Source organism: Geobacillus sp. PK12 (assembly GCF_004123125.1).
Taxonomy (GTDB): domain Bacteria; phylum Bacillota; class Bacilli; order Bacillales; family Anoxybacillaceae; genus Geobacillus; species Geobacillus zalihae.
The window spans coordinates 1-17,309 of record NZ_SDKL01000045.1 but is presented as its reverse complement, the minus strand read 5'-3'; the positions used below and the strand labels follow the sequence as shown (position 1 = coordinate 17,309).

At 54.8% G+C, this 17,309-nt stretch carries 16 protein-coding genes and 1 pseudogene; 13 read left to right on the top strand and 4 right to left on the bottom strand.

Annotated features, from left to right (window positions below; genetic code table 11):
* Positions 1-4 precede the first annotated feature (4 nt).
* From ETR37_RS13975 to ETR37_RS13965, 3 genes are all read left to right on the top strand, one after another.
* Positions 5-430, top strand: a complete 426-nt coding sequence (locus tag ETR37_RS13975) for an STAS domain-containing protein (protein ID WP_129447423.1) — start codon at positions 5-7, stop codon at positions 428-430.
* A gap of 406 nt (positions 431-836) precedes the next feature.
* Entirely contained in the window at positions 837-2,573 is a 1,737-nt protein-coding gene (locus ETR37_RS13970; protein ID WP_047757847.1) for an ABC transporter ATP-binding protein, read from the top strand.
* Positions 2,557-4,362, top strand: a complete 1,806-nt coding sequence (locus ETR37_RS13965) for an ABC transporter ATP-binding protein (protein WP_047757848.1) — start codon at positions 2,557-2,559, stop codon at positions 4,360-4,362. The genes ETR37_RS13970 and ETR37_RS13965 overlap by 17 nt, the downstream gene beginning before the upstream one ends.
* A gap of 159 nt (positions 4,363-4,521) precedes the next feature.
* Here ETR37_RS13965 and ETR37_RS13960 read toward each other — a convergent pair whose 3' ends face one another.
* The 3 genes from ETR37_RS13960 to ETR37_RS13950 all read right to left on the bottom strand — a co-directional run bounded on the left by ETR37_RS13960 (position 4,522) and on the right by ETR37_RS13950 (position 7,426).
* Positions 4,522-5,169 (bottom strand): MOSC domain-containing protein, encoded by a 648-nt coding sequence (locus ETR37_RS13960; protein ID WP_129447422.1) that lies wholly within the window; start codon positions 5,167-5,169, stop codon positions 4,522-4,524.
* Positions 5,170-5,174: 5 nt separating this feature from the next.
* Positions 5,175-6,179 carry an LLM class flavin-dependent oxidoreductase gene (locus ETR37_RS13955; RefSeq protein ID WP_013523714.1) on the bottom strand — a complete coding sequence of 335 codons (1,005 nt, stop codon included), beginning with the start codon at positions 6,177-6,179 and terminating at the stop codon, positions 5,175-5,177.
* Positions 6,180-6,439: 260 nt separating this feature from the next.
* Entirely contained in the window at positions 6,440-7,426 is a 987-nt protein-coding gene (locus tag ETR37_RS13950; RefSeq protein ID WP_129447421.1) for a coiled-coil domain-containing protein, read from the bottom strand.
* A 138-nt stretch (positions 7,427-7,564) separates the two neighbouring features.
* Here ETR37_RS13950 and ETR37_RS13945 point away from each other — a divergent pair, with 138 nt between their 5' ends.
* The 9 genes from ETR37_RS13945 to ETR37_RS13905 all read left to right on the top strand — a co-directional run bounded on the left by ETR37_RS13945 (position 7,565) and on the right by ETR37_RS13905 (position 16,041).
* The gene (locus ETR37_RS13945) at positions 7,565-8,128 is read left to right on the top strand and encodes a thioredoxin family protein (RefSeq protein WP_021322406.1); all 564 of its coding nucleotides are present in this window, start codon (positions 7,565-7,567) and stop codon (positions 8,126-8,128) included.
* A gap of 258 nt (positions 8,129-8,386) precedes the next feature.
* The gene (locus ETR37_RS13940; RefSeq protein ID WP_014195755.1) at positions 8,387-8,776 is read left to right on the top strand and encodes a gamma-glutamylcyclotransferase family protein; all 390 of its coding nucleotides are present in this window, start codon (positions 8,387-8,389) and stop codon (positions 8,774-8,776) included.
* A 214-nt stretch (positions 8,777-8,990) separates the two neighbouring features.
* Positions 8,991-10,349 (top strand): type I glutamate--ammonia ligase, encoded by a 1,359-nt coding sequence (glnA, locus tag ETR37_RS13935; RefSeq protein ID WP_013523716.1) that lies wholly within the window; start codon positions 8,991-8,993, stop codon positions 10,347-10,349.
* Between the two features lie 266 nt (positions 10,350-10,615).
* A complete protein-coding gene (locus ETR37_RS13930) occupies positions 10,616-11,503 on the top strand; it encodes a sulfite exporter TauE/SafE family protein (RefSeq protein ID WP_011231133.1) in 888 nt (295 codons plus the stop codon).
* A gap of 287 nt (positions 11,504-11,790) precedes the next feature.
* Positions 11,791-12,747: an MBL fold metallo-hydrolase gene (locus ETR37_RS13925; protein ID WP_015374772.1), complete on the top strand. Its 957-nt coding sequence runs from the start codon at positions 11,791-11,793 to the stop codon at positions 12,745-12,747.
* 286 nt (positions 12,748-13,033) lie between these two features.
* The gene (locus ETR37_RS13920) at positions 13,034-13,342 is read left to right on the top strand and encodes a transporter suffix domain-containing protein (RefSeq protein WP_015374773.1); all 309 of its coding nucleotides are present in this window, start codon (positions 13,034-13,036) and stop codon (positions 13,340-13,342) included.
* A gap of 17 nt (positions 13,343-13,359) precedes the next feature.
* Entirely contained in the window at positions 13,360-14,157 is a 798-nt protein-coding gene (locus tag ETR37_RS13915) for an SGNH/GDSL hydrolase family protein (protein WP_015374774.1), read from the top strand.
* On the top strand, positions 14,154-15,068 hold the full coding sequence (locus ETR37_RS13910) for an ABC transporter ATP-binding protein (RefSeq protein ID WP_015374775.1): 915 nt from the start codon (positions 14,154-14,156) through the stop codon (positions 15,066-15,068). Before ETR37_RS13915 ends, ETR37_RS13910 begins: the two co-directional genes overlap by 4 nt.
* Positions 15,061-16,041, top strand: a complete 981-nt coding sequence (locus ETR37_RS13905; RefSeq protein WP_015374776.1) for an ABC transporter permease — start codon at positions 15,061-15,063, stop codon at positions 16,039-16,041. The genes ETR37_RS13910 and ETR37_RS13905 overlap by 8 nt, the downstream gene beginning before the upstream one ends.
* A 270-nt stretch (positions 16,042-16,311) precedes the next feature.
* Here the strand turns inward: ETR37_RS13905 and ETR37_RS13900 are convergent, their stop codons facing one another.
* Positions 16,312-16,860, bottom strand: coding sequence for a hypothetical protein (locus tag ETR37_RS13900; RefSeq protein WP_240673904.1), 549 nt, complete (start codon positions 16,858-16,860; stop codon positions 16,312-16,314).
* Positions 16,861-16,986: 126 nt separating this feature from the next.
* Between ETR37_RS13900 and ETR37_RS13895 the strand changes: the two are divergent.
* A pseudogene (locus ETR37_RS13895) lies at positions 16,987-17,309 on the top strand (RNA-guided endonuclease TnpB family protein); the annotation flags it as partial.

Here is a 17,309-nt window from a genome sequence, read left to right as displayed (position 1 = left end):
TACAATGAAACAGCATCGGTTGTCGTTTGAATTGGAAATGGTTGTAGAACGCGCATACGAATGCATCAAGCTAACTGGACGGCTCGCCTATGATACGCAGCTCGCGGCGGAACAAAAGCTGGCGACGGCGGTGGCTGCTGTCAAGCGCCGCCTTGTCGTTGTCGACGTGAGCGGCCTTCGATTTTTGGACAGTACTGGATTAGCGCTCCTTGTCCGCTTTTTTAAGCAAATCGTCAGCGAAAGCCGCGCCATGGCCATCGTCGTCCGGGATAACGCCGCTATCGAAAAGATTTTGCTGATGGCCAAGCTCGACCGGCTGTTGCCGATCGTTGGCGATGAACAACAGCTGTTGTCCCTTGCACCGCCAAGCTCTTTCGACCATATTAGCCAGGAGGCGCTTTATTCGGCATGGCGTCAGCGTTCGTCATAGACATGGCTCTCATGCCGAATCAACGGGAAGGTTTCACATTTCGCTGGCCCAAAAGCGTGTCGTCTATTTTTCCGACTGCTGAAGGCAAGGTGTGACGGAAGACTGAATAACCCCCTGCTTCACAGACCCATGCATGGGTCTGGAAGCGGTGTTGTTCAGTCACCCGCCAGTCGGGCATCTCGATCGAAACGACTGAACAGACCAGTTGTTCCCCTATTGCCGCCGATGGCCCCCGAGCGATGAGACATTCGTTCGGGGGTTTTGTTCCTCTTGGCCGGGAGCATCTCCGCTTCTGCAAATGCATTCTCATTGTCAAATAAATATTTCGGGTTTAGAATAAAATTATACACAACGATGAACGGCGGCTGGGCCCCGCGATCGGAATGGAGAGGAGAGTGGCGCAGACATGGGGCGGGTGCTTATCTATTTGCGGCCATACTGGAAGTGGATGGCGTTGGCTTGGTTGTTTATGTTGACCGAGCTCATCATCGAGCTTTGGCAGCCGCTGTTGATGGGGAAAATCATCGACGATGGTGTCATGAAACAGGATGTTGCGGCCATTTTCACGTGGGGAGCCGTGATGCTCGGGGCGTCGCTGTTGGCGTTTGCCTCGGGCATCGCCAACTCATTTGCTGCTGCCTACGTCGGTCAGGAGTACGGATTTGCGCTGCGGACGGCGCTGTTTGCCAAAATCCAATCGTTTTCGCTTGCGCGCATCGAGCAGTTGGCGCCGGCCTCGCTCATCACCCGGATGACGAACGATGTGACCCAAGTGCAAAACATGTTGTTTATGAGTTTGCGCATCGCCTTGCGTGCACCGCTTCTGGTCGTCTTTGGCGTCGCGATGGCGTTTGTCGTCCATGCTCGTCTGGCGTTGGTTTTAGCGGTCGCGGTTCCGCTTTCCGCCGCTTTTTTATTGTGGGTTGTGCAAAGGGCAGCGGCGTCCTTTTCCGCCGTCCAACGGGCGCTCGATCGAGTGAATGGCGTGATGCGTGAAAATTTGGCCGGCATGCGCCTCATCAAAGCATGGATGAGAAAAGAATATGAAGAGGAGCGATTTGCGGCGGCGAACAATGCGCTCATGGAGCGGACGATGGGCGTGCTGCGCCTCATCGAGACGATCAGCCCGGTGTTGTTGGTTTTGATGAACACGGCCATTCTCGCTCTGCTGTTTTTCGGCCGCCTGGATGTTGAGTCCGGGACGGCGAGCGCCGGGCAAGTCGTCGCCGTCGTCAACTACGCGACGCGGGCGACGGCGGCGTTGTCGATGTTTACGTTTATTACCATGGCGTTCTCGCGGGCGCGCGCCTCGGCCGCCCGCCTCGCTGAACTGCTTGAGGTGCCGGAAGAGCGAAGCGGGGAGCACAGAGCCGATGAACCGATCGTCCGGCGCGGGGAAATTCGCTTTGAGCACGTTTCGTTCCGCTATCCAGACAGCGAACTTGACGCGCTTTCTGACGTATCGTTTGTCATCCACGCGCAAGAAACGGCGGCTATTTTAGGGGCGACTGGTTCCGGCAAATCGACGCTTCTTCAGCTCATCCCCCGGCTGTATGAACCAGGCGCCGGGCGCGTGTTGATTGATGGCGTCGATGTGCGCGAGTTTTCCGCCGAACAGCTGCGGACGGCGGTGCGCTTTGTCCCGCAGGAAGTGCTGCTGTTTTCAGGGACGGTCGCGGACAATCTCCGCTTTGGCAACATCACTGCGTCGATGGAAGAACTTGTGCAAGCGGCTCGCGATGCACAAATTCATGAAACCATCACTCGGTTTCCGGATGGATACGACGCACGGATCGGTCAAAAGGGCGTCAATTTATCAGGCGGGCAAAAGCAGCGGCTGTCGATCGCCCGCGCCTTGGTTGGGCAACCGCGCGTTTTGCTTTTGGATGACAGCACAAGCGCGCTCGATGCAGAGACGGAAGCAAAGCTGCTCGCAGCGTTGCGGCGGTATGCGTGCACGACGGTGATGGTGACGCAAAAGGTGAGCACAGCGATGGCGGCGGATACCATTTTGCTTTTGGAAGACGGCCGCCTGATCGCGCAAGGAAGCCATGAACAACTGCTGGCGGCAAGCGAACTGTATCGACGCATCGTCGCCACGCAGGAAGGAAAGAAGGGATCGGTGGATGTCACTACGGCATAGCCCGCACGGAGCGCGTGTTGGCGCAAGTCCGCAGCGGGCAAAAAACAGCGTCGGCACCTTGCGGCGGCTCTGGGCATTTATCGCTCCGCAAAAGCGAAAGCTGTTTGCGGCTATGGCCATGGTTGTCGTCAGCTCAGCGCTGGCGCTCGCCGGTCCGTACGTCATCGGCTGGACGGTCGATGTGTACATCGTCGAGCGGAGGACGGACGGTTTTTTAGCGACGCTCGTTTTGCTTCTTGCCATTTATATGGCCCTTGGCGCGGCGACGTTTTTGCAAAACTATTGGATGATCGATGTCGGCCAGCGGACGGTGCATGCGATCAGAGAGCGGTTGTTTCGCCATTTTCATGAGCTGCCGATTTCGTTTTTTGACCGCCGCCAGCAAGGGGAGCTGATGAGCCGGATTACAAACGACATCGACAATATGAGCCAGACATTTAACAGTACTGTTGTCCAGGTCGTCTCGAGCACGTTGACTTTGATGGGCGCTATAGTGGTCATGCTTTCACAGAGTGTGGTGTTGACGATCGTAACGCTTGTTGTCGTGCCGCTGATGTATGTGGGCATGCGCTGGATCACAAACCGGACGCGGGTGCGTTTCCGTGAGCAGCAACGGGCGCTCGGTGAGATGAACGGCTTTATCGAAGAGGTCATTTCCGGACAGAAAGTCGTGAAGCTGTTTTCCCAAGAAGAGCGGATGGAGTCTGAATTGGCGCGCAAAAACGCCGAGCTGAAACAAGCCGGGTTTTGGGCGCAAACGTATTCCGGCTTCATCCCGAAGCTGATGAACTTTTTAAACAACGTAAGCTTCGCCCTCATCGCTGGCGTCGGCGGATGGCTGGCGGCCAAAGGAGCGATATCGGTCGGGACGATCGTCGTGTTTGTCGAATACGCCCGCCAGTTTACCAGACCGCTTAATGACCTGGCCAACCAATGGAACACGTTGCTGTCGGCGTTGGCTGGCGCTGAACGGGTGTTGGAAATTTTGGATTTGCCGAAAGAAGAGGAAGACGAGCGGGAAGCGGTGGCCTTGGACCGGCTTGATGGACGCATTGAGTTTCGTCAAGTCGTCTTTTCTTACGACAAACAGCGCCCGGCGCTCGACGGCGTCACCTTTTCCATCGCCCCAGGGGAGACGGTCGCGCTTGTCGGCCCAACTGGAGCCGGCAAAACGACCGTATTGCAGCTGTTGACCCGCTTTTACGATCCAGATCGAGGAGTGATTTTGATCGACGGGCGCGACAGCCGGACGATCAAGCGGGCGAGTTTGCGCCGGCATATGGCATTTGTGCTTCAAGATACGTTTTTGTTCGCCGGAACGATCCGCGACAACATTCGTTACGGCCGGCTTGAGGCGACCGATGAAGAAGTCGAGGAGGCGGCGCGCCAGGCGAATGCCCACTCCTTTATTATGAAGCTGCCGGACGGCTATGACACCGTTTTGGCCCCAGGAGGCGGCGGAATCAGCCAAGGGCAGCGGCAGCTGTTGGCCATCGCTCGGGCGATGATCGCCGACCCGGCCATTTTGATTTTGGACGAAGCGACGAGCAACATCGATACGGTGACCGAAGTGCGCATTCAAGAAGCGCTCGCGCGGCTCATGAACGGCCGGACGTGCTTGGTCATCGCCCATCGGTTGAACACGATTCAACATGCCGACCGCATCCTTGTGCTCAACGAAGGCAAAGTGATCGAGCAAGGGACGCATGAAGAGCTGTTGGCCGCAAAAGGATTTTATTTCCAGTTGTATTGCCGCTATTGGAAGCGCAGTGTGCATGCGGCCCGATGAGGAATGCGCCTGCGCGGCGACGCCGCTCTCCCGCTGAACCGAAAACGAGCGCCCCGATCGTTGAACAAAGCCATGTGTCGCGAGGGTCGACGATCAGGGCGCCTTTCTATCGCTATGTGAAACGCCGGCTTGTGTCGGGCGTGTCTTGCCAGCATAGGCTTAAGGACGCGTTCGCTCGGAGAGGCGCTTTTGAAACGCTTCGCGCCAGCTTGCGGATAAGGCCGGATGGCTGGCGATTTGCTTTATGGCGGCGGCATTGTCCCGCTCATGATAGTAAATGTGATTGATATACGCGATGGATAGCGCCCCCGCGCCCCGCTCGACGAGAACGAGCGGCGCGCCTGGAGCGACGACGCCCTCTTTGAGAACGCGAAAGTAAAACCCGCTTTTTCCTGTCTGGCAGACGGCTTTCGGCAAATCGGGCAGCTGATGTTTGAACGCCAATTTGGAGCACGGCTGGCGCGGCTGTGACACTTGTACGAGCGCCGTGCCGGCGGCATACATGTCGCCAAGACACACATCGTCTTCCGTCAAACCGAGAAGCGTCCAGTTTTCGCCAAACGCCCCCGCCGTAAACGGGCGGCCGTATCGCTCTTCCCAATAGACGAAATGCTCGGACGGATAGGCGCAAATCGCTTTATCTTCTCCTCCGTGATGGACGAGGTCGGCTTGTCCATCTCCAGCCAAGTTTTGTTTGCCGACTGCAACGGGATGAGCGACCGGCGTTTTGTCAATGCCGGTTGTGATCCGCTGGCCGCCGATGTGGAGCGTTTTCGGCTTCCCGACATTAATGGAGAGAATCTGCATCGCGTTCACCCCCATACAGCGTCGGCGATGAGCCGGAAACTCGCGAGTTTATCCTCGAAGTCGTATGTAATCGTCACGAGCATGATTTCCTCTGTTTCATACTTTTCGCTCAGCCGATACAGCTCGTCTTTGACGCGCGCCGGACTGCCGACGATCATCCGCTTCCGATTGTCTGCGATCCGTTTGCGTTCATACGGGCTGTATGGGTAGGCGGCTGCTTTTTCCGGACTCGGCGTGCCGTTGACGGCCATCCCTTGTTCGATCATGAGGAGCGTCAAGTCAAGGCTTCCCGCGATCCATTCCGCTTTTTCATCCGTTTCGGCGCAAATCGCAAATACAGCCACGAGTGTACGCGGCTCGTCCAAATGCGGCGATGGGGTAAACCGGTCGCGATACAGTTGCATGTACTCTTGGCCGCCTTCGCCGTTAATAAATTGCGCGAAGGCGTACGGCAGCCCTTTTTCCGCCGCCAGCTTCGCTGTTTCCGAACTGGATCCGAGCAGCCAAACGTCTGGAGGCGATTGCACAATCGGCGTCGCCTTGACGCCATAAAGCGGGTGGACGGGCGGAAGCGCATCGTGCAAATACCCAAGCAAGTCATCGATTTGCTCCCGATAGCGGTCCGCTGAACGCGGCCGGCCGTCTTGGAGCGCCATCGTCGCCCGCGGCATGCCGCCAGGCGCGCGGCCGATGCCGAGATCGACGCGGCCGGGGGCTAGACCCGCCAACACGCGAAAATTTTCTGCCACTTTATAGGCGCTGTAGTGCGGCAGCATCACTCCGCCTGAGCCGATGCGAATGCGCGACGTTTTCGCCCCGATGTGTCCAAGCAGCACTTCTGGAGACGAGCCGGCGAGGCTGTTCGCGTCGTGGTGTTCGGACACCCAAAAACGCTTGTAGCCGAGCTCTTCGACAAACTGGGCGAGCCGGACCGTGTTTTCAAGCGCTTCTTCCGCGGTCATGCCTTCGGCGATGGGCGATTGATCAAGAACGCTGAGCTTTAGCGGCATGATCATTTCTCCTCCCTCTCGAAATGTTGATGTATCAAGGCTTTCTTTTCCTTGCGGTTGAACGCTCTCCCACCTACGCTAACGCGTGGAAGTGGGGGTCTTCTCGGCGCGAGATGATAAAAATGGTTAGTTCTTATTATGGGATGTTTCGTTTCTTGTTGTCCATTGATTTGCTTTTGCCATCCGACGGCAGCCAGCCAAAAAAACAGTCCGCCGTTTCAGCCGGCGGATGGCGGCAGACGCCGAAAGAGGATGACATTCTACAAGCGGATCGGGTTTTTTGGTTCAGCGGCTTGGCGGTCGATTTTTTGGCTGCGCCCCCTCCCGGAAAAGAACGAGGAAAACAGTTGTTTGACGCTGTCAACGATAAAGGAGCATCGTTCATACAGCGCTTCTTTTAAGCTATCGAGCTGGCGGGTCACTTTGTATTGCGCCGCCTCTTGCGCTTCAAGCCGCTCGATGACGGTCTGGTGAAAGACGTGCTGCAACTCGAGCTGTTCCACTAATTTTTGGTACAGTTTTTCTTGTCCTTCCAGGCGGGCGGCCATTCTTTCGGTTGTTTGTTCCCGCTCAGTCGATTGCCGCTCAAGCCGGTGCATCGCTTCACTTTGCACCATCAACGCTTCGATGACCGCTTGGCGCGCTGTTTCTTCTTTTGTAAACTGCTCCTCCCATGCGCGCCGCTGTTCGTGCTCCATCTGCTCGTGAGCGTTGATCGATCGTTCAAGGCGGGCCAGCGTTTCGGCGAGCTCCGCTTGTTCTCGTTGTCCGGCAGCGAGCAATTGCTCGAGCCGGTCGAACGCTGCCGCCCATTGCTTGCTTTGCTCCGCCTGCAGGTTTTGCCCGGCATTAGAGGCATCAATGAAGCGCGAAACGGTTTCAGTTAGTTCGCGATACAGTTCCGTTTGCTCGGTTTGGCTTGCCGCCACCATCCCCCTGAGGCCGTCCAGCGCCTTGACGAGACGCCCGCTATGCTCGGCTTGTTCCGTTTGCCCGGCGGCAAGCGAACGCTCAAGCCGAGTCAAGGCATCGGCGATTTTCTCACGATCATCGGCTTGCTGCTTTCGTCCTTCCTCCACCGCCAGCTTGAGGCGAAGGAACGCCTCGGTCAATTGTTCAAGCAGCTGGGTTTGCTCTTCAATCATTTGTTCCGTTTTGGCGCGTCGGTAATAAAACACCGAATGCGAGGAGGGAGGCGGAGTTGCACCGTACACGCGCGGGGTCATCTGTTTGTTCATGTAAATCAATGGGAAAAGCCTCCTTTCCGTTCGTCTATGTGGCATCATATGCCGCTGCCGCTCGGTCGGTTTGGGCGGTTTATTTGTGGCGTTCCGCTCTCTTTTGGTATAATAGAAAGAGAAAAAATGGAAGAAAGGGTGTTAGGTATGCCAGCTGTCGAATCGAATATGTTTCCGCTTGGCAAACAAGCGCCCCCGTTTGCCCTCACGAATGTCATCGATGGCAACGTCGTTCGTCTTGAGGATGTGAAATCGGACGCAGCGACTGTCATTATGTTCATTTGCAATCATTGCCCGTTTGTAAAGCATGTACAGCACGAGCTTGTTCGCCTAGCAAACGATTATATGCCCAAAGGGGTGTCGTTTGTCGCCATCAACTCCAACGATGCTGAACAATATCCGGAAGATTCGCCCGAAAACATGAAAAAAGTGGCTAAAGAGCTCGGCTACCCGTTCCCATACTTGTATGACGAAACGCAAGAAGTGGCGAAGGCGTACGACGCCGCCTGCACCCCGGATTTTTATATTTTCGACCGTGAGCTGAAATGCGTTTACCGCGGCCAGCTTGATGATTCGCGGCCGAACAACGGCATTCCGGTGACCGGGGAATCGATCCGCGCCGCGCTGGATGCTTTGTTGGAGGGCCGTCCGGTGCCGGAAAAGCAAAAGCCGAGCATCGGCTGCAGCATTAAATGGAAGCCATCCGCGTAAACTGTTGCTTGACTTCTCGTTGTCGAACGGATATGATGAAGAAAGCGTCATTCGTTTGCCGCGGGATCATCGCAAGCCGTGCCGTTGCCGCTCATGGAGCTGGCGCGGCTTTTTCGTTGTCCGCTGTCCGCTTGACAAATTCACACTGGCGCCGCCACGGAGCGGCAAGGATGGATGAGAGGCAGGGCTTCCATTGTTTTTGTTTTCTTCTTCAAGTTTTCATAATCTATGTTATGTAAACAAAAGGAGAAAAGTGAGATGGCGGAAAGACGATATCGAGTGTTTGTGTATGGAACGTTGCTGACCGGCGAGGACAACCATTGTGTTGTAGCTCCTTATGTTCGCGCCGTATGCCCAGGGAAGGTGAACGGCCGTTTGTACAGCGTCGGCCCGTACCCTGCGCTTGTGCTCGGAGAAGAAGGGGAAGTGGAAGGGGAATGGTTGACGGTGACGGAGGAAGGGCTCAAAGCGATGGATGAGCTTGAAGACTACGCCGAAGGACGGGACGATAACGAATATGAGCGGATATGGGTCCGCGACGCCCACCAGCCGATCGAAGGGTACGTCTACGTTTACTTGCCGGAAAAAGCCGCCGGCCTGCCGATCATTTCGTCCGGCTCGTGGCGTCGGCGTGAGGAGAAAACGTAACATCAATAGTAGATAGAAAAAGTCGGCCGAGGAGACGATTATCTCCTCGGCTGGCTTTTTTTGTATAAATATTCGTCTAATTTGAAACCGTTTGCAAAAAAATTCATTATAAAAATACAGAAAAATTGATAAAAAAGTGTTGCCAAACGGCTTCTCTTTTTCTATAATAAAAGCATGTTAGAAAAATAAACGCACGAATGTGAGGTAATGTAACATGTCAAAGCCGTTCGTTTCCTCTACACAAACGGAGTTGTTGGAACAAATCAAAGAGAAGATCAAAGAAAAAAACGTTGAGCTTCTTCATTTGCAGTTTGTCGACATTGAAGGGATCTTAAAGCACGTGACCGTGACGGCTGAACAGCTTGATGATGTCGTCGAAGGGAAAATCATGTTTGATGGTTCGTCGATCAAAGGCTTCTCGCCGATCAACCGTTCCGACTTGTATCTTCTGCCGGATTTGAATACGTTTGCTGTTTTGCCGTGGACGGTCGAGGAAGGCTATGCGGAAGCGCGCTTTCTCTGCTCGGTGACCAATCCGGACGGCACGCTGTTTGAAGGCGACCCGCGCAACGTGCTGAAAAAAACGATCGAGCGGGCGGCGGAAAAAGGATATACGATCTCGGTCGGTCCGGAGCTGGAGTTTTTCCTGTTCAAAGCCGATGAAAACGGCAATCCGACGCTCGAGCTCCATGATGGCGGCGGTTATTTCGAACCGTCTCCGAAAGACTTGGGCGAACGCGTTCGCCTTGAAATTTACCGCGCCTTAAAAGCGATGGGCTTTACGATTGAAGCGTCGCACCATGAAGTGGCGGAAGGCCAGCATGAGATCAACTTCAAATATGCCGATGCGCTCGGTGCGGCTGACAATGCGACGACGTACAAATGGGTTGTCAAAACGATTGCCAGCAAGTTCGGCCTCCATGCGACGTTTATGCCAAAACCGGTGTTTGGCATCAACGGTTCAGGCATGCATGTCAACATTTCCCTCTTCAAAGATGGGGAAAATGCGTTCTTTGATCCGAACGATGCGAACCAGTTGTCAGAAACAGCGTACCAATTCATCGCGGGCTTGCTGAAAAACGTAAAACACTTCGCGGCGGTTACGAACCCGCTTGTCAACTCGTACAAACGGCTTGTGCCAGGGTATGAAGCGCCTTGCTACATCGCTTGGTCCGCTTCCAACCGTTCGGCGCTCATCCGCATTCCGGCCAAACGCGGCGTCGCGACGCGCGTTGAGCTCCGTTGCCCGGATCCGTCGGCCAATCCGTATTTGGCGTATGCCATCATCGCTGCCGCTGGCCTTGACGGTGTCGAAAAAGGTTTAACCGCTCCGGCGCCGATTGATGAAGACATCTTCCATATGTCGGAAGAACGACGTGCGGAGCTTGGCATTGACAACTTGCCGGAAAACTTGGGCGAGGCCATCGCTGCGTTCGAAAGCGGAGAAATCGGCCGCGCGACGCTTGGCGAGCACGTATTCAACGAATACGTCGCGATGAAAAAAGACGAATGGAACAGCTACCGCACGGCGGTCCACGCTTGGGAAGTCGAGCGGTATCAAGGGAAGTTCTGATCGAAAGCCAGCATTCAAAAGGTGTCCCGTCGCCATATTCGGGGCGCCTTTTTTCTGCAGGCGGCTGTTTGTCTTTATGGACGGCCGCGCGGCGCCTTCCGTCCGTCGGCCGCCAAGCCGTCGGTGTTCGCAACGTCATCTTGCGAGCAGGGACTAAAATAAATGATCGCATTTTTTATTTTTTAAAAATTCATAGTTGACATCTATGAATAATGAGATTTAAATTATAAGTAACGCGCTCAACCATTGCAAACGGAGGGAAACCAATGAAAAAACTGATCGTTTTTGTGTTTGTAGGATTTATCGCCCAGCTGATTGACGGCTCGCTTGGGATGGCGTATGGTGTCACGTCGTCGACGTTGTTATTGACGTTCGGCATTGCTCCGGCCGTCGCCTCGGCGTCCGTTCATTTGGCGGAAGTGGTGACGACGGCGGCATCTGGCGCTTCCCATTGGAAGTTCGGCAACGTCGACCGCCGCATGGCCTTTAGGCTCATCATTCCCGGGTCGGTCGGCGCGTTTGTCGGAGCATGCTTTTTAAGCAATTTGCCGGGAGATTTGATTAAACCATATGTATCCTTGTTTTTGTTGGCGCTTGGCTTTTACATTATTTATCGATTTTTAGTGTTGAACGGCCGCGCGCCGTCGACGCCCGGAAAACAGTGGTCCAATAAGCAGCTCGTCCCTCTCGGATTGGTGGCTGGCTTCCTTGATGCGACCGGCGGTGGAGGATGGGGGCCGATTGCGACGCCGGTGTTGTTGGCCAATAAAAGCATGGAAGCGCGCAAGGTGGTCGGCACCGTCGATACATCCGAATTTGCCGTCGCGCTGTCGGCGACGCTAGGATTCGTCATTTCGCTTGGTTGGGAACAAGTGAACTGGCACTGGGTGCTGACGCTCATGGCTGGCGGGGTCGTCGCTGCACCGATCGCCGCTTGGCTTGTGCGCAAACTGCCGTCCCATTTGCTTGGAGTGTTGGTCGGCGGGTTGATTATTTTGACGAACGTCCGCACGCTCCTGCACGCTTGGGAGGCGCCTGCGCCGGTGTATCCGACCGTTTATGGCCTCATCGTCATCGGTTGGGCCGCGGCGGTATGGCTGGCGATCCGAAACGGGCGGAAAGGAAAGGCGACTGGCAGGGAGTTGGCGTCGTAAGCATTAGGGGGCGCTTGGCAAACGACAGTGTCTTTCCGTTGGCGGCAGCGTTGGATGCGATCGGGTTGAGCATCAGGGAGCTTGTTCGTGCTGCGGAGGGCAACGGTCGACAGCGCCTGCCCTCAAAAATAGCGCGCGGAGCAGTTGTTGCCCCGTTGACGACAGTTGAAACGAGAAGGCGGCTCTTGCCCTCTGGGCAGGGGCTGCTTTTTTATCAACCCCTGTAGCGGGAAGCCGGTTTCTATGTTAAAATATTCTGCATCATCAACCAAAGGGGGAGAGGGAACATGGCACAGCCGCTTGATCTCGGCCGCCGCATTTCACTCATCGATTTGTATGATTTGCGCATGCCGCAGCGCACCGGTACATACGTGCTTCACGAAGAGAACTTGGCGATCGTGGAAACAGGGCCAAGCCCGTCGGTGCCGCATTTGCTTGCTGGGTTGAAAGCGCTTCATATTGATCCGTCTGATATTCGCTATATCATCGTCACCCATATTCATTTGGATCATGCGGGCGGCGTGGGGTTGCTTCTTCAGCATTGCCCGAATGCGATGGTTGTCGTCCATCCGAAAGGGAAGCGGCATTTGGCTGATCCATCGCGCCTCATCGCTGGAGCGAAGGCGGTGTACGGCGCGCAGTTTGAGTCGCTCTTTGATCCGATTCTTCCGGTGCCAGAAGAGCGATTGATCGTGAAAGAGGACGGGGAAACGTTGAAGTTGAGTGCGGAGCGGACGCTTGTGTTTTATGATACGCCGGGGCATGCGAACCATCACGTTTCGATTTATGATTCGTACAGCCGCGGCGTGTTCACCGGCGATACGATCGGCGTTTTTTATCCGCAGCTGCAAGAAGCGGGGCTTACGTTTTGCCTGCCTTCAACATCTCCGAACCAATTTGATCCCGAGGCCATGAAGCAGTCGGCGGCAAGACTTGAGAAGCTGAGACCGGAACGCATTTATTTTGGCCATTTTGGCATGCTGGATGACCCGCAGGAGGCGTTCCGCCAGCTTCGCGTTTGGCTGCCGAAATTTGTGGCGGCAGGAAAAGAAGCGATCGAGCGAAATCCGGAAGCATCGCCCGCAGAGCAGGCGAAAGTCGCTGCACAACGGTTGCGCCGCGATGTAGAAGCGTTTTTGAACGAATATGGCGTCCCGTCTTCGTCGCCGGTGTATGCGGCGATCGAGCTGGATTTGCAGGTGTGCGCGATGGGGTTGATCGATTACTGGCATAAGCGGCGGTGATAGGAGTGAATGAACGGTGTCCCAAGCATAAAAGGGACACCTTTTCTTTGTTAATACGTATAACGATGATGATGACGAATCCGTCTGCTTGGTTTCATGCCATGAGGCCGGTTTTTCTCCTTCCAAACGGTGCGTTTTGCGGTTTGGGAACAAGACAGGCGTTGGTTGGCGGCGAAACGCACGGCTTCAGGCGCGCCGTTTCGTGAACGGGAGATGGATATGGTAGAGTGGGAGTGCAGAATCCCAATCTTCGTTCGCAACCACGACGCCATAAGGAGGTGGGGACGTGAAGCAAGAGAAACCGGTTCTGTATCGCATTGGCATTGGCCTCATCATCGCCTCGTTCGTCGTTTGGGTGGCGGTGCCGATCGCGCCGTTTCTGCCGTTTTCAGCCGCTGTCAAGGCAACGATTGTCGCCACGGTCATTGCGGCGGCGGAAGTCTTGTTTTGGCTTGGGGTGCTGCTGGCTGGAAAAGAAGCAGCGATGAAGCTGAAAGCGTATTGGAATCCGAAGCATTGGCGCATAAATCGGCAACGGTTGGATCAAACCAATGATGTTAAGCAAAAAGAGGAACGGTTGGAAGAAAGCCAATAAAGAGATGAGGTGGTGGCATGAGACGGAGAGCTGTTTCGTTTCTCATCGTTGTTGCCGCTCTGTCCGGAGCGCTTTGGCTTGGCGGCCTGGCATTGGCGGTGCAAGATCAGTTTTTTGCAACCGCCAAGCCGCCGACGAAAGAACAACGGCCGTCAACGGCTGAAACAAGGCAACATGACGAGAAAATGGATATTGTTGCTCTTGGCGACTCGTTGACGAGAGGAACGGGCGATGAAAGCGGAAAAGGGTATGTCGGCTATATGGTCGATGCGCTTCGCCGGCAAACGGATAAGCCGATCCGTGTGACGAATTTGGCGGTTCGCGGCCTTCGCTCCGACGGACTGCTTCGCCAGCTTGGCCAGCCTGAGATTCAGCGGCAAGTCGCCATGGCGGATTTGATCGTGATGACCATCGGCGGCAACGACTTGTTTCAAGGGGGGGAAGCGCTTCGGTTGAACGCCAAGCAGCTGGATGAAGCGAAGCGCCGGTATGTGGAGAACCTTGACCGCATTTTCGCCGCGCTGCGCCGCTTCAACAGCGAAGCGGTCATTTTTGCGATCGGCTTGTACAACCCGTTTGGCGATTTAGACGATGCCAAACGGACATCGGCCGTTGTGCGCGATTGGAATTTTGCATCAGCGGAAGTGGCGGCCCGCTATCCGAACATCGTCGCGGTGCCGACGTTTGACTTGTTTGCCTTGCATGTCAATGATTATTTATATAGCGACCATTTCCATCCAAACAAAGAAGGGTACAAGCGGATTGGAGAGCGCGTCGCCTCGCTCATCACGTTGACGGAGGAGGACGAGCGATGACCAAACGGGCGACATTGATGGTCAAAGAGCTGCGAAAAACGATTCGCGGCAAGGAAATTATTAAAGGCATTTCGTTTGAGCTGCATGAAGGGGAAGTATTCGGTTTTTTAGGGCCAAACGGCGCGGGAAAAACGACGACGATCCGCATGCTCGTCGGGCTCATTCGGCCGACGGCGGGGACGGTGGCAATTGGCGGGTATGACCTTCATCGCCAGTTTACCGACGCGATCCGCCAGATCGGCTGCATCGTCGAAAACCCAGAAATGTATCCGTATTTAACAGGCTGGGAAAACCTTGAACATTTCGCCCGCATGATGCCGGGAATTGGTGCAGATCGGATCATGGAAGTGGCGAAGCTCGTCGGGCTGGAACAGCGCATCCATGACCGGGTGGGCACGTATTCGCTCGGCATGCGGCAGCGGCTCGGCATCGCGCAGGCGCTGCTTGGAAAGCCGAAGGTGCTCATTTTGGACGAGCCGACCAACGGCCTTGACCCGGCCGGCATTCGCGAAATGCGCGCCTTCATCCGCTTTTTGGCGGAAACGGAAGGGTTGAGCGTCCTTGTTTCATCGCATTTGTTAAGTGAAATTCAATTAATGTGCGACCGCGTCGCCATTATGGCGAAAGGGCGGCTCTTGGCGGTCGACACGGTGGAGCGGCTGTTAAACCAGCAGGCGCGCGTCGTTTGGAAAGCCGTTCCGATCGAGCGGGCGCGGGCGCTGTTAGCGGCGGAAACCGAGGTGCTGCGCGCTGATGAAGAGACGATCGTCACGCCATATGAGCCGTCGAGACTAGCCGCTTGGAACGCCAAGCTTGTCCAAGCCGGCGTCTCGGTGTCGGAAATTGAACCGCGGCTGCCGACGCTCGAAGATTTGTTTATCGAGCTGACAGGGGGCGAAACGATTGAGTAAGCTCGTGTATAATGAAATGTTGAAAATCGTCCGCAAAAAGCGGCTATGGGTGATCGCCGCCATCATTGCGGTGCTCGTCGCCTTGTTTACATACGCCCAATACCGCGAGACGGAAGAACTGCGAAAACGGCTTGGCACGACCGACTGGCGGACGCAGCTGCAGCAGCAAATCGTCGATTTGCAAAACCGCTTGCAGTCGCCGAGCATGTCTGAGGAGTGGCGGAAATACTTGCAAATCCGCCTCAAGCAGCAGCAGTACTACTTAGAGCACAACATTAATCCGTCCGCCCCTGGAGCGCCGACGTTTATGCGCACGTTTATCGAAAACGCCATCGACTTGTTTTTGCCGCTTTTAGTGATGGTGGTTGCGGCCGATTTAGTGTCGTCCGAGGCAAGCGCTGGAACGATCAAGCTGCTTCTCGTTCGGCCGGTGAAGCGGTGGAAAATTTTGTTGAGCAAATATATCGCGTTGCTCCTGTCGGTGTCGCTCATTATGCTGATGGTGGCGGTGCTGTCGTATGCCATCTCCGGGCTCGTGTTTGGATATGGCGGCTTCCGTCTGCCGCTATTGACCGGATTTGTCCAGCAAGGAGAGGATCTCAATACAGCGAATGTCCACATGATTCCGCAATGGAAATACATTTTGATCGAGCTCGGGCTGGCAGCGTTTGTGAGCGTTGTCGTCGGCACACTGACGTTTATGTTTTCCGTGCTGCTTAGGAGCACGGCGGCGGTGATGGGCATCATGCTGGCAGCATTGATTTCTGGCGCGATTTTGTCGAACATGGTGTCGTCGTGGCATTCGGCAAAATATTTGTTTATGGTCAATTTGCGGCTGACGGATTACATAAAAGGAGCGGCTCCGCCGATTGAGGGGATGACGCTTGGCTTTTCGATGGCCGTGCTGGCTGTCTGGGGGCTTGCAGGGCTTCTTGTCGCTTTTTTTGTCTTTATGCGGCGAGATGTCTATTGAAAACGGCAGAGCGGCGAAAACCCGAGGGGGTGTTCCCTCGGGTTTTTCAGTGAAAGGGGATGAAATGCCTATCTATTCGGCTGCTTGTCGTGAACGCCGGCGAGTCCAAGCGCGTGATGGCCCCGCAGCAACTGTATAGATGCAATTTAAAGCTTTAACATTTTTCGTCTTTGCCGGTCATTGCATCCGACTGTCGAGTGACCGAACAACGCCGCTTCCAGACCCATGAATGGGTCTGTGAAGCGAGTCGTTGTTCGGTCTTCCGTCACGCTAAGGCGTGACGGAGGCAAGCCACACGCTTGCCTTCGACAGTCGAAAATGGGCAAACCACTTTTCTGTCAAGGATATGTTAAACTTCTTTGTTGCATCTATATGCTCCACGGCCGGCCATTGCTGTTCATCGCAACGGATGAGAAGCACGATCCCATTCGGTATGGAAGAGATCGGCGCATCTTCGCGGTCGGCGAGCAAATACAGCTTGTTCATGTCGACTGAGCCGAGGTAGCTGTCCCAAATGCTGTACATGTAGATGGCCACATAAAACATGAGCCATCGTTCGTCAAGAACGGCTTTTGCCTTTTCAAAATCGCCAAGCAGCGAGTATAATATACCTGTATTGATATGGGCTTTTGTGTTGATAAACAGCTCCCAGAGGATTAACATAAAGGCCGTGGCGTAGCGTTGCTGCATCAAATTGCCGAAACCCGGAAACGAAAAGGAAAAAAAGGCGACGACAAGCGGATGACGCAAATGGAAATGGGTGGTTGTCAATTGCGACAAATGCGCCCGTTTGCGCCGCGCCGGCGGAATGAGTTTCACAAAGCGCCCCCTTTCCTTTACAGATTCGCGAACGAGAAAGCCCACGCTCTTTAGGCGTGGGATGAAAGTGAGTCGTTTTCTTCATATGGAAATGGCATCCTGTCATTGTTGCAAGGAGGTGAATCCATGCCGACCATCACACTAAAGCTGGAGCTGCACAACCCAACGAAAGTCAAACAGGACATGTACGAACGGATGACAGAAGTGAATACCTCGTTTGCCAATTGGCTGTTGAATCATCCCAAGCTGAATCAAGCGACGAGCAAATTATTTAAAGAGTTTTCGTCGCAGCGGTTTCCTTCCGCCGTCGTGAATCAGACGATTCGAGAAGTGAAGTCTCAAAAGAAAAGCCAAAAGGCAAAGAAGTTTCGAACATTCTGGTGCTGCTTTAACAATCAAAACGTGAAGGTGGAAAAGAAAGGAGCGTTCTACACGGTTTCCTTCCCCAC

Excerpts from the sequence above, each read along its gene's own strand:
- ETR37_RS13975 (WP_129447423.1), top strand. The coding sequence starts at position 5 with ATGAAACAGCATCGGTTGTCGTTTGAATTGGAAATGGTTGTAGAACGC.
- ETR37_RS13970 (WP_047757847.1), top strand. The coding sequence starts at position 837 with ATGGGGCGGGTGCTTATCTATTTGCGGCCATACTGGAAGTGGATGGCG.
- ETR37_RS13965 (WP_047757848.1), top strand. The coding sequence starts at position 2,557 with ATGTCACTACGGCATAGCCCGCACGGAGCGCGTGTTGGCGCAAGTCCG.
- ETR37_RS13960 (WP_129447422.1), bottom strand. The coding sequence starts at position 5,169 with ATGCAGATTCTCTCCATTAATGTCGGGAAGCCGAAAACGCTCCACATC.
- ETR37_RS13955 (WP_013523714.1), bottom strand. The coding sequence starts at position 6,179 with ATGCCGCTAAAGCTCAGCGTTCTTGATCAATCGCCCATCGCCGAAGGC.
- ETR37_RS13945 (WP_021322406.1), top strand. The coding sequence starts at position 7,565 with ATGCCAGCTGTCGAATCGAATATGTTTCCGCTTGGCAAACAAGCGCCC.
- ETR37_RS13940 (WP_014195755.1), top strand. The coding sequence starts at position 8,387 with ATGGCGGAAAGACGATATCGAGTGTTTGTGTATGGAACGTTGCTGACC.
- glnA (WP_013523716.1), top strand. The coding sequence starts at position 8,991 with ATGTCAAAGCCGTTCGTTTCCTCTACACAAACGGAGTTGTTGGAACAA.
- ETR37_RS13930 (WP_011231133.1), top strand. The coding sequence starts at position 10,616 with ATGAAAAAACTGATCGTTTTTGTGTTTGTAGGATTTATCGCCCAGCTG.
- ETR37_RS13925 (WP_015374772.1), top strand. The coding sequence starts at position 11,791 with ATGGCACAGCCGCTTGATCTCGGCCGCCGCATTTCACTCATCGATTTG.
- ETR37_RS13915 (WP_015374774.1), top strand. The coding sequence starts at position 13,360 with ATGAGACGGAGAGCTGTTTCGTTTCTCATCGTTGTTGCCGCTCTGTCC.
- ETR37_RS13910 (WP_015374775.1), top strand. The coding sequence starts at position 14,154 with ATGACCAAACGGGCGACATTGATGGTCAAAGAGCTGCGAAAAACGATT.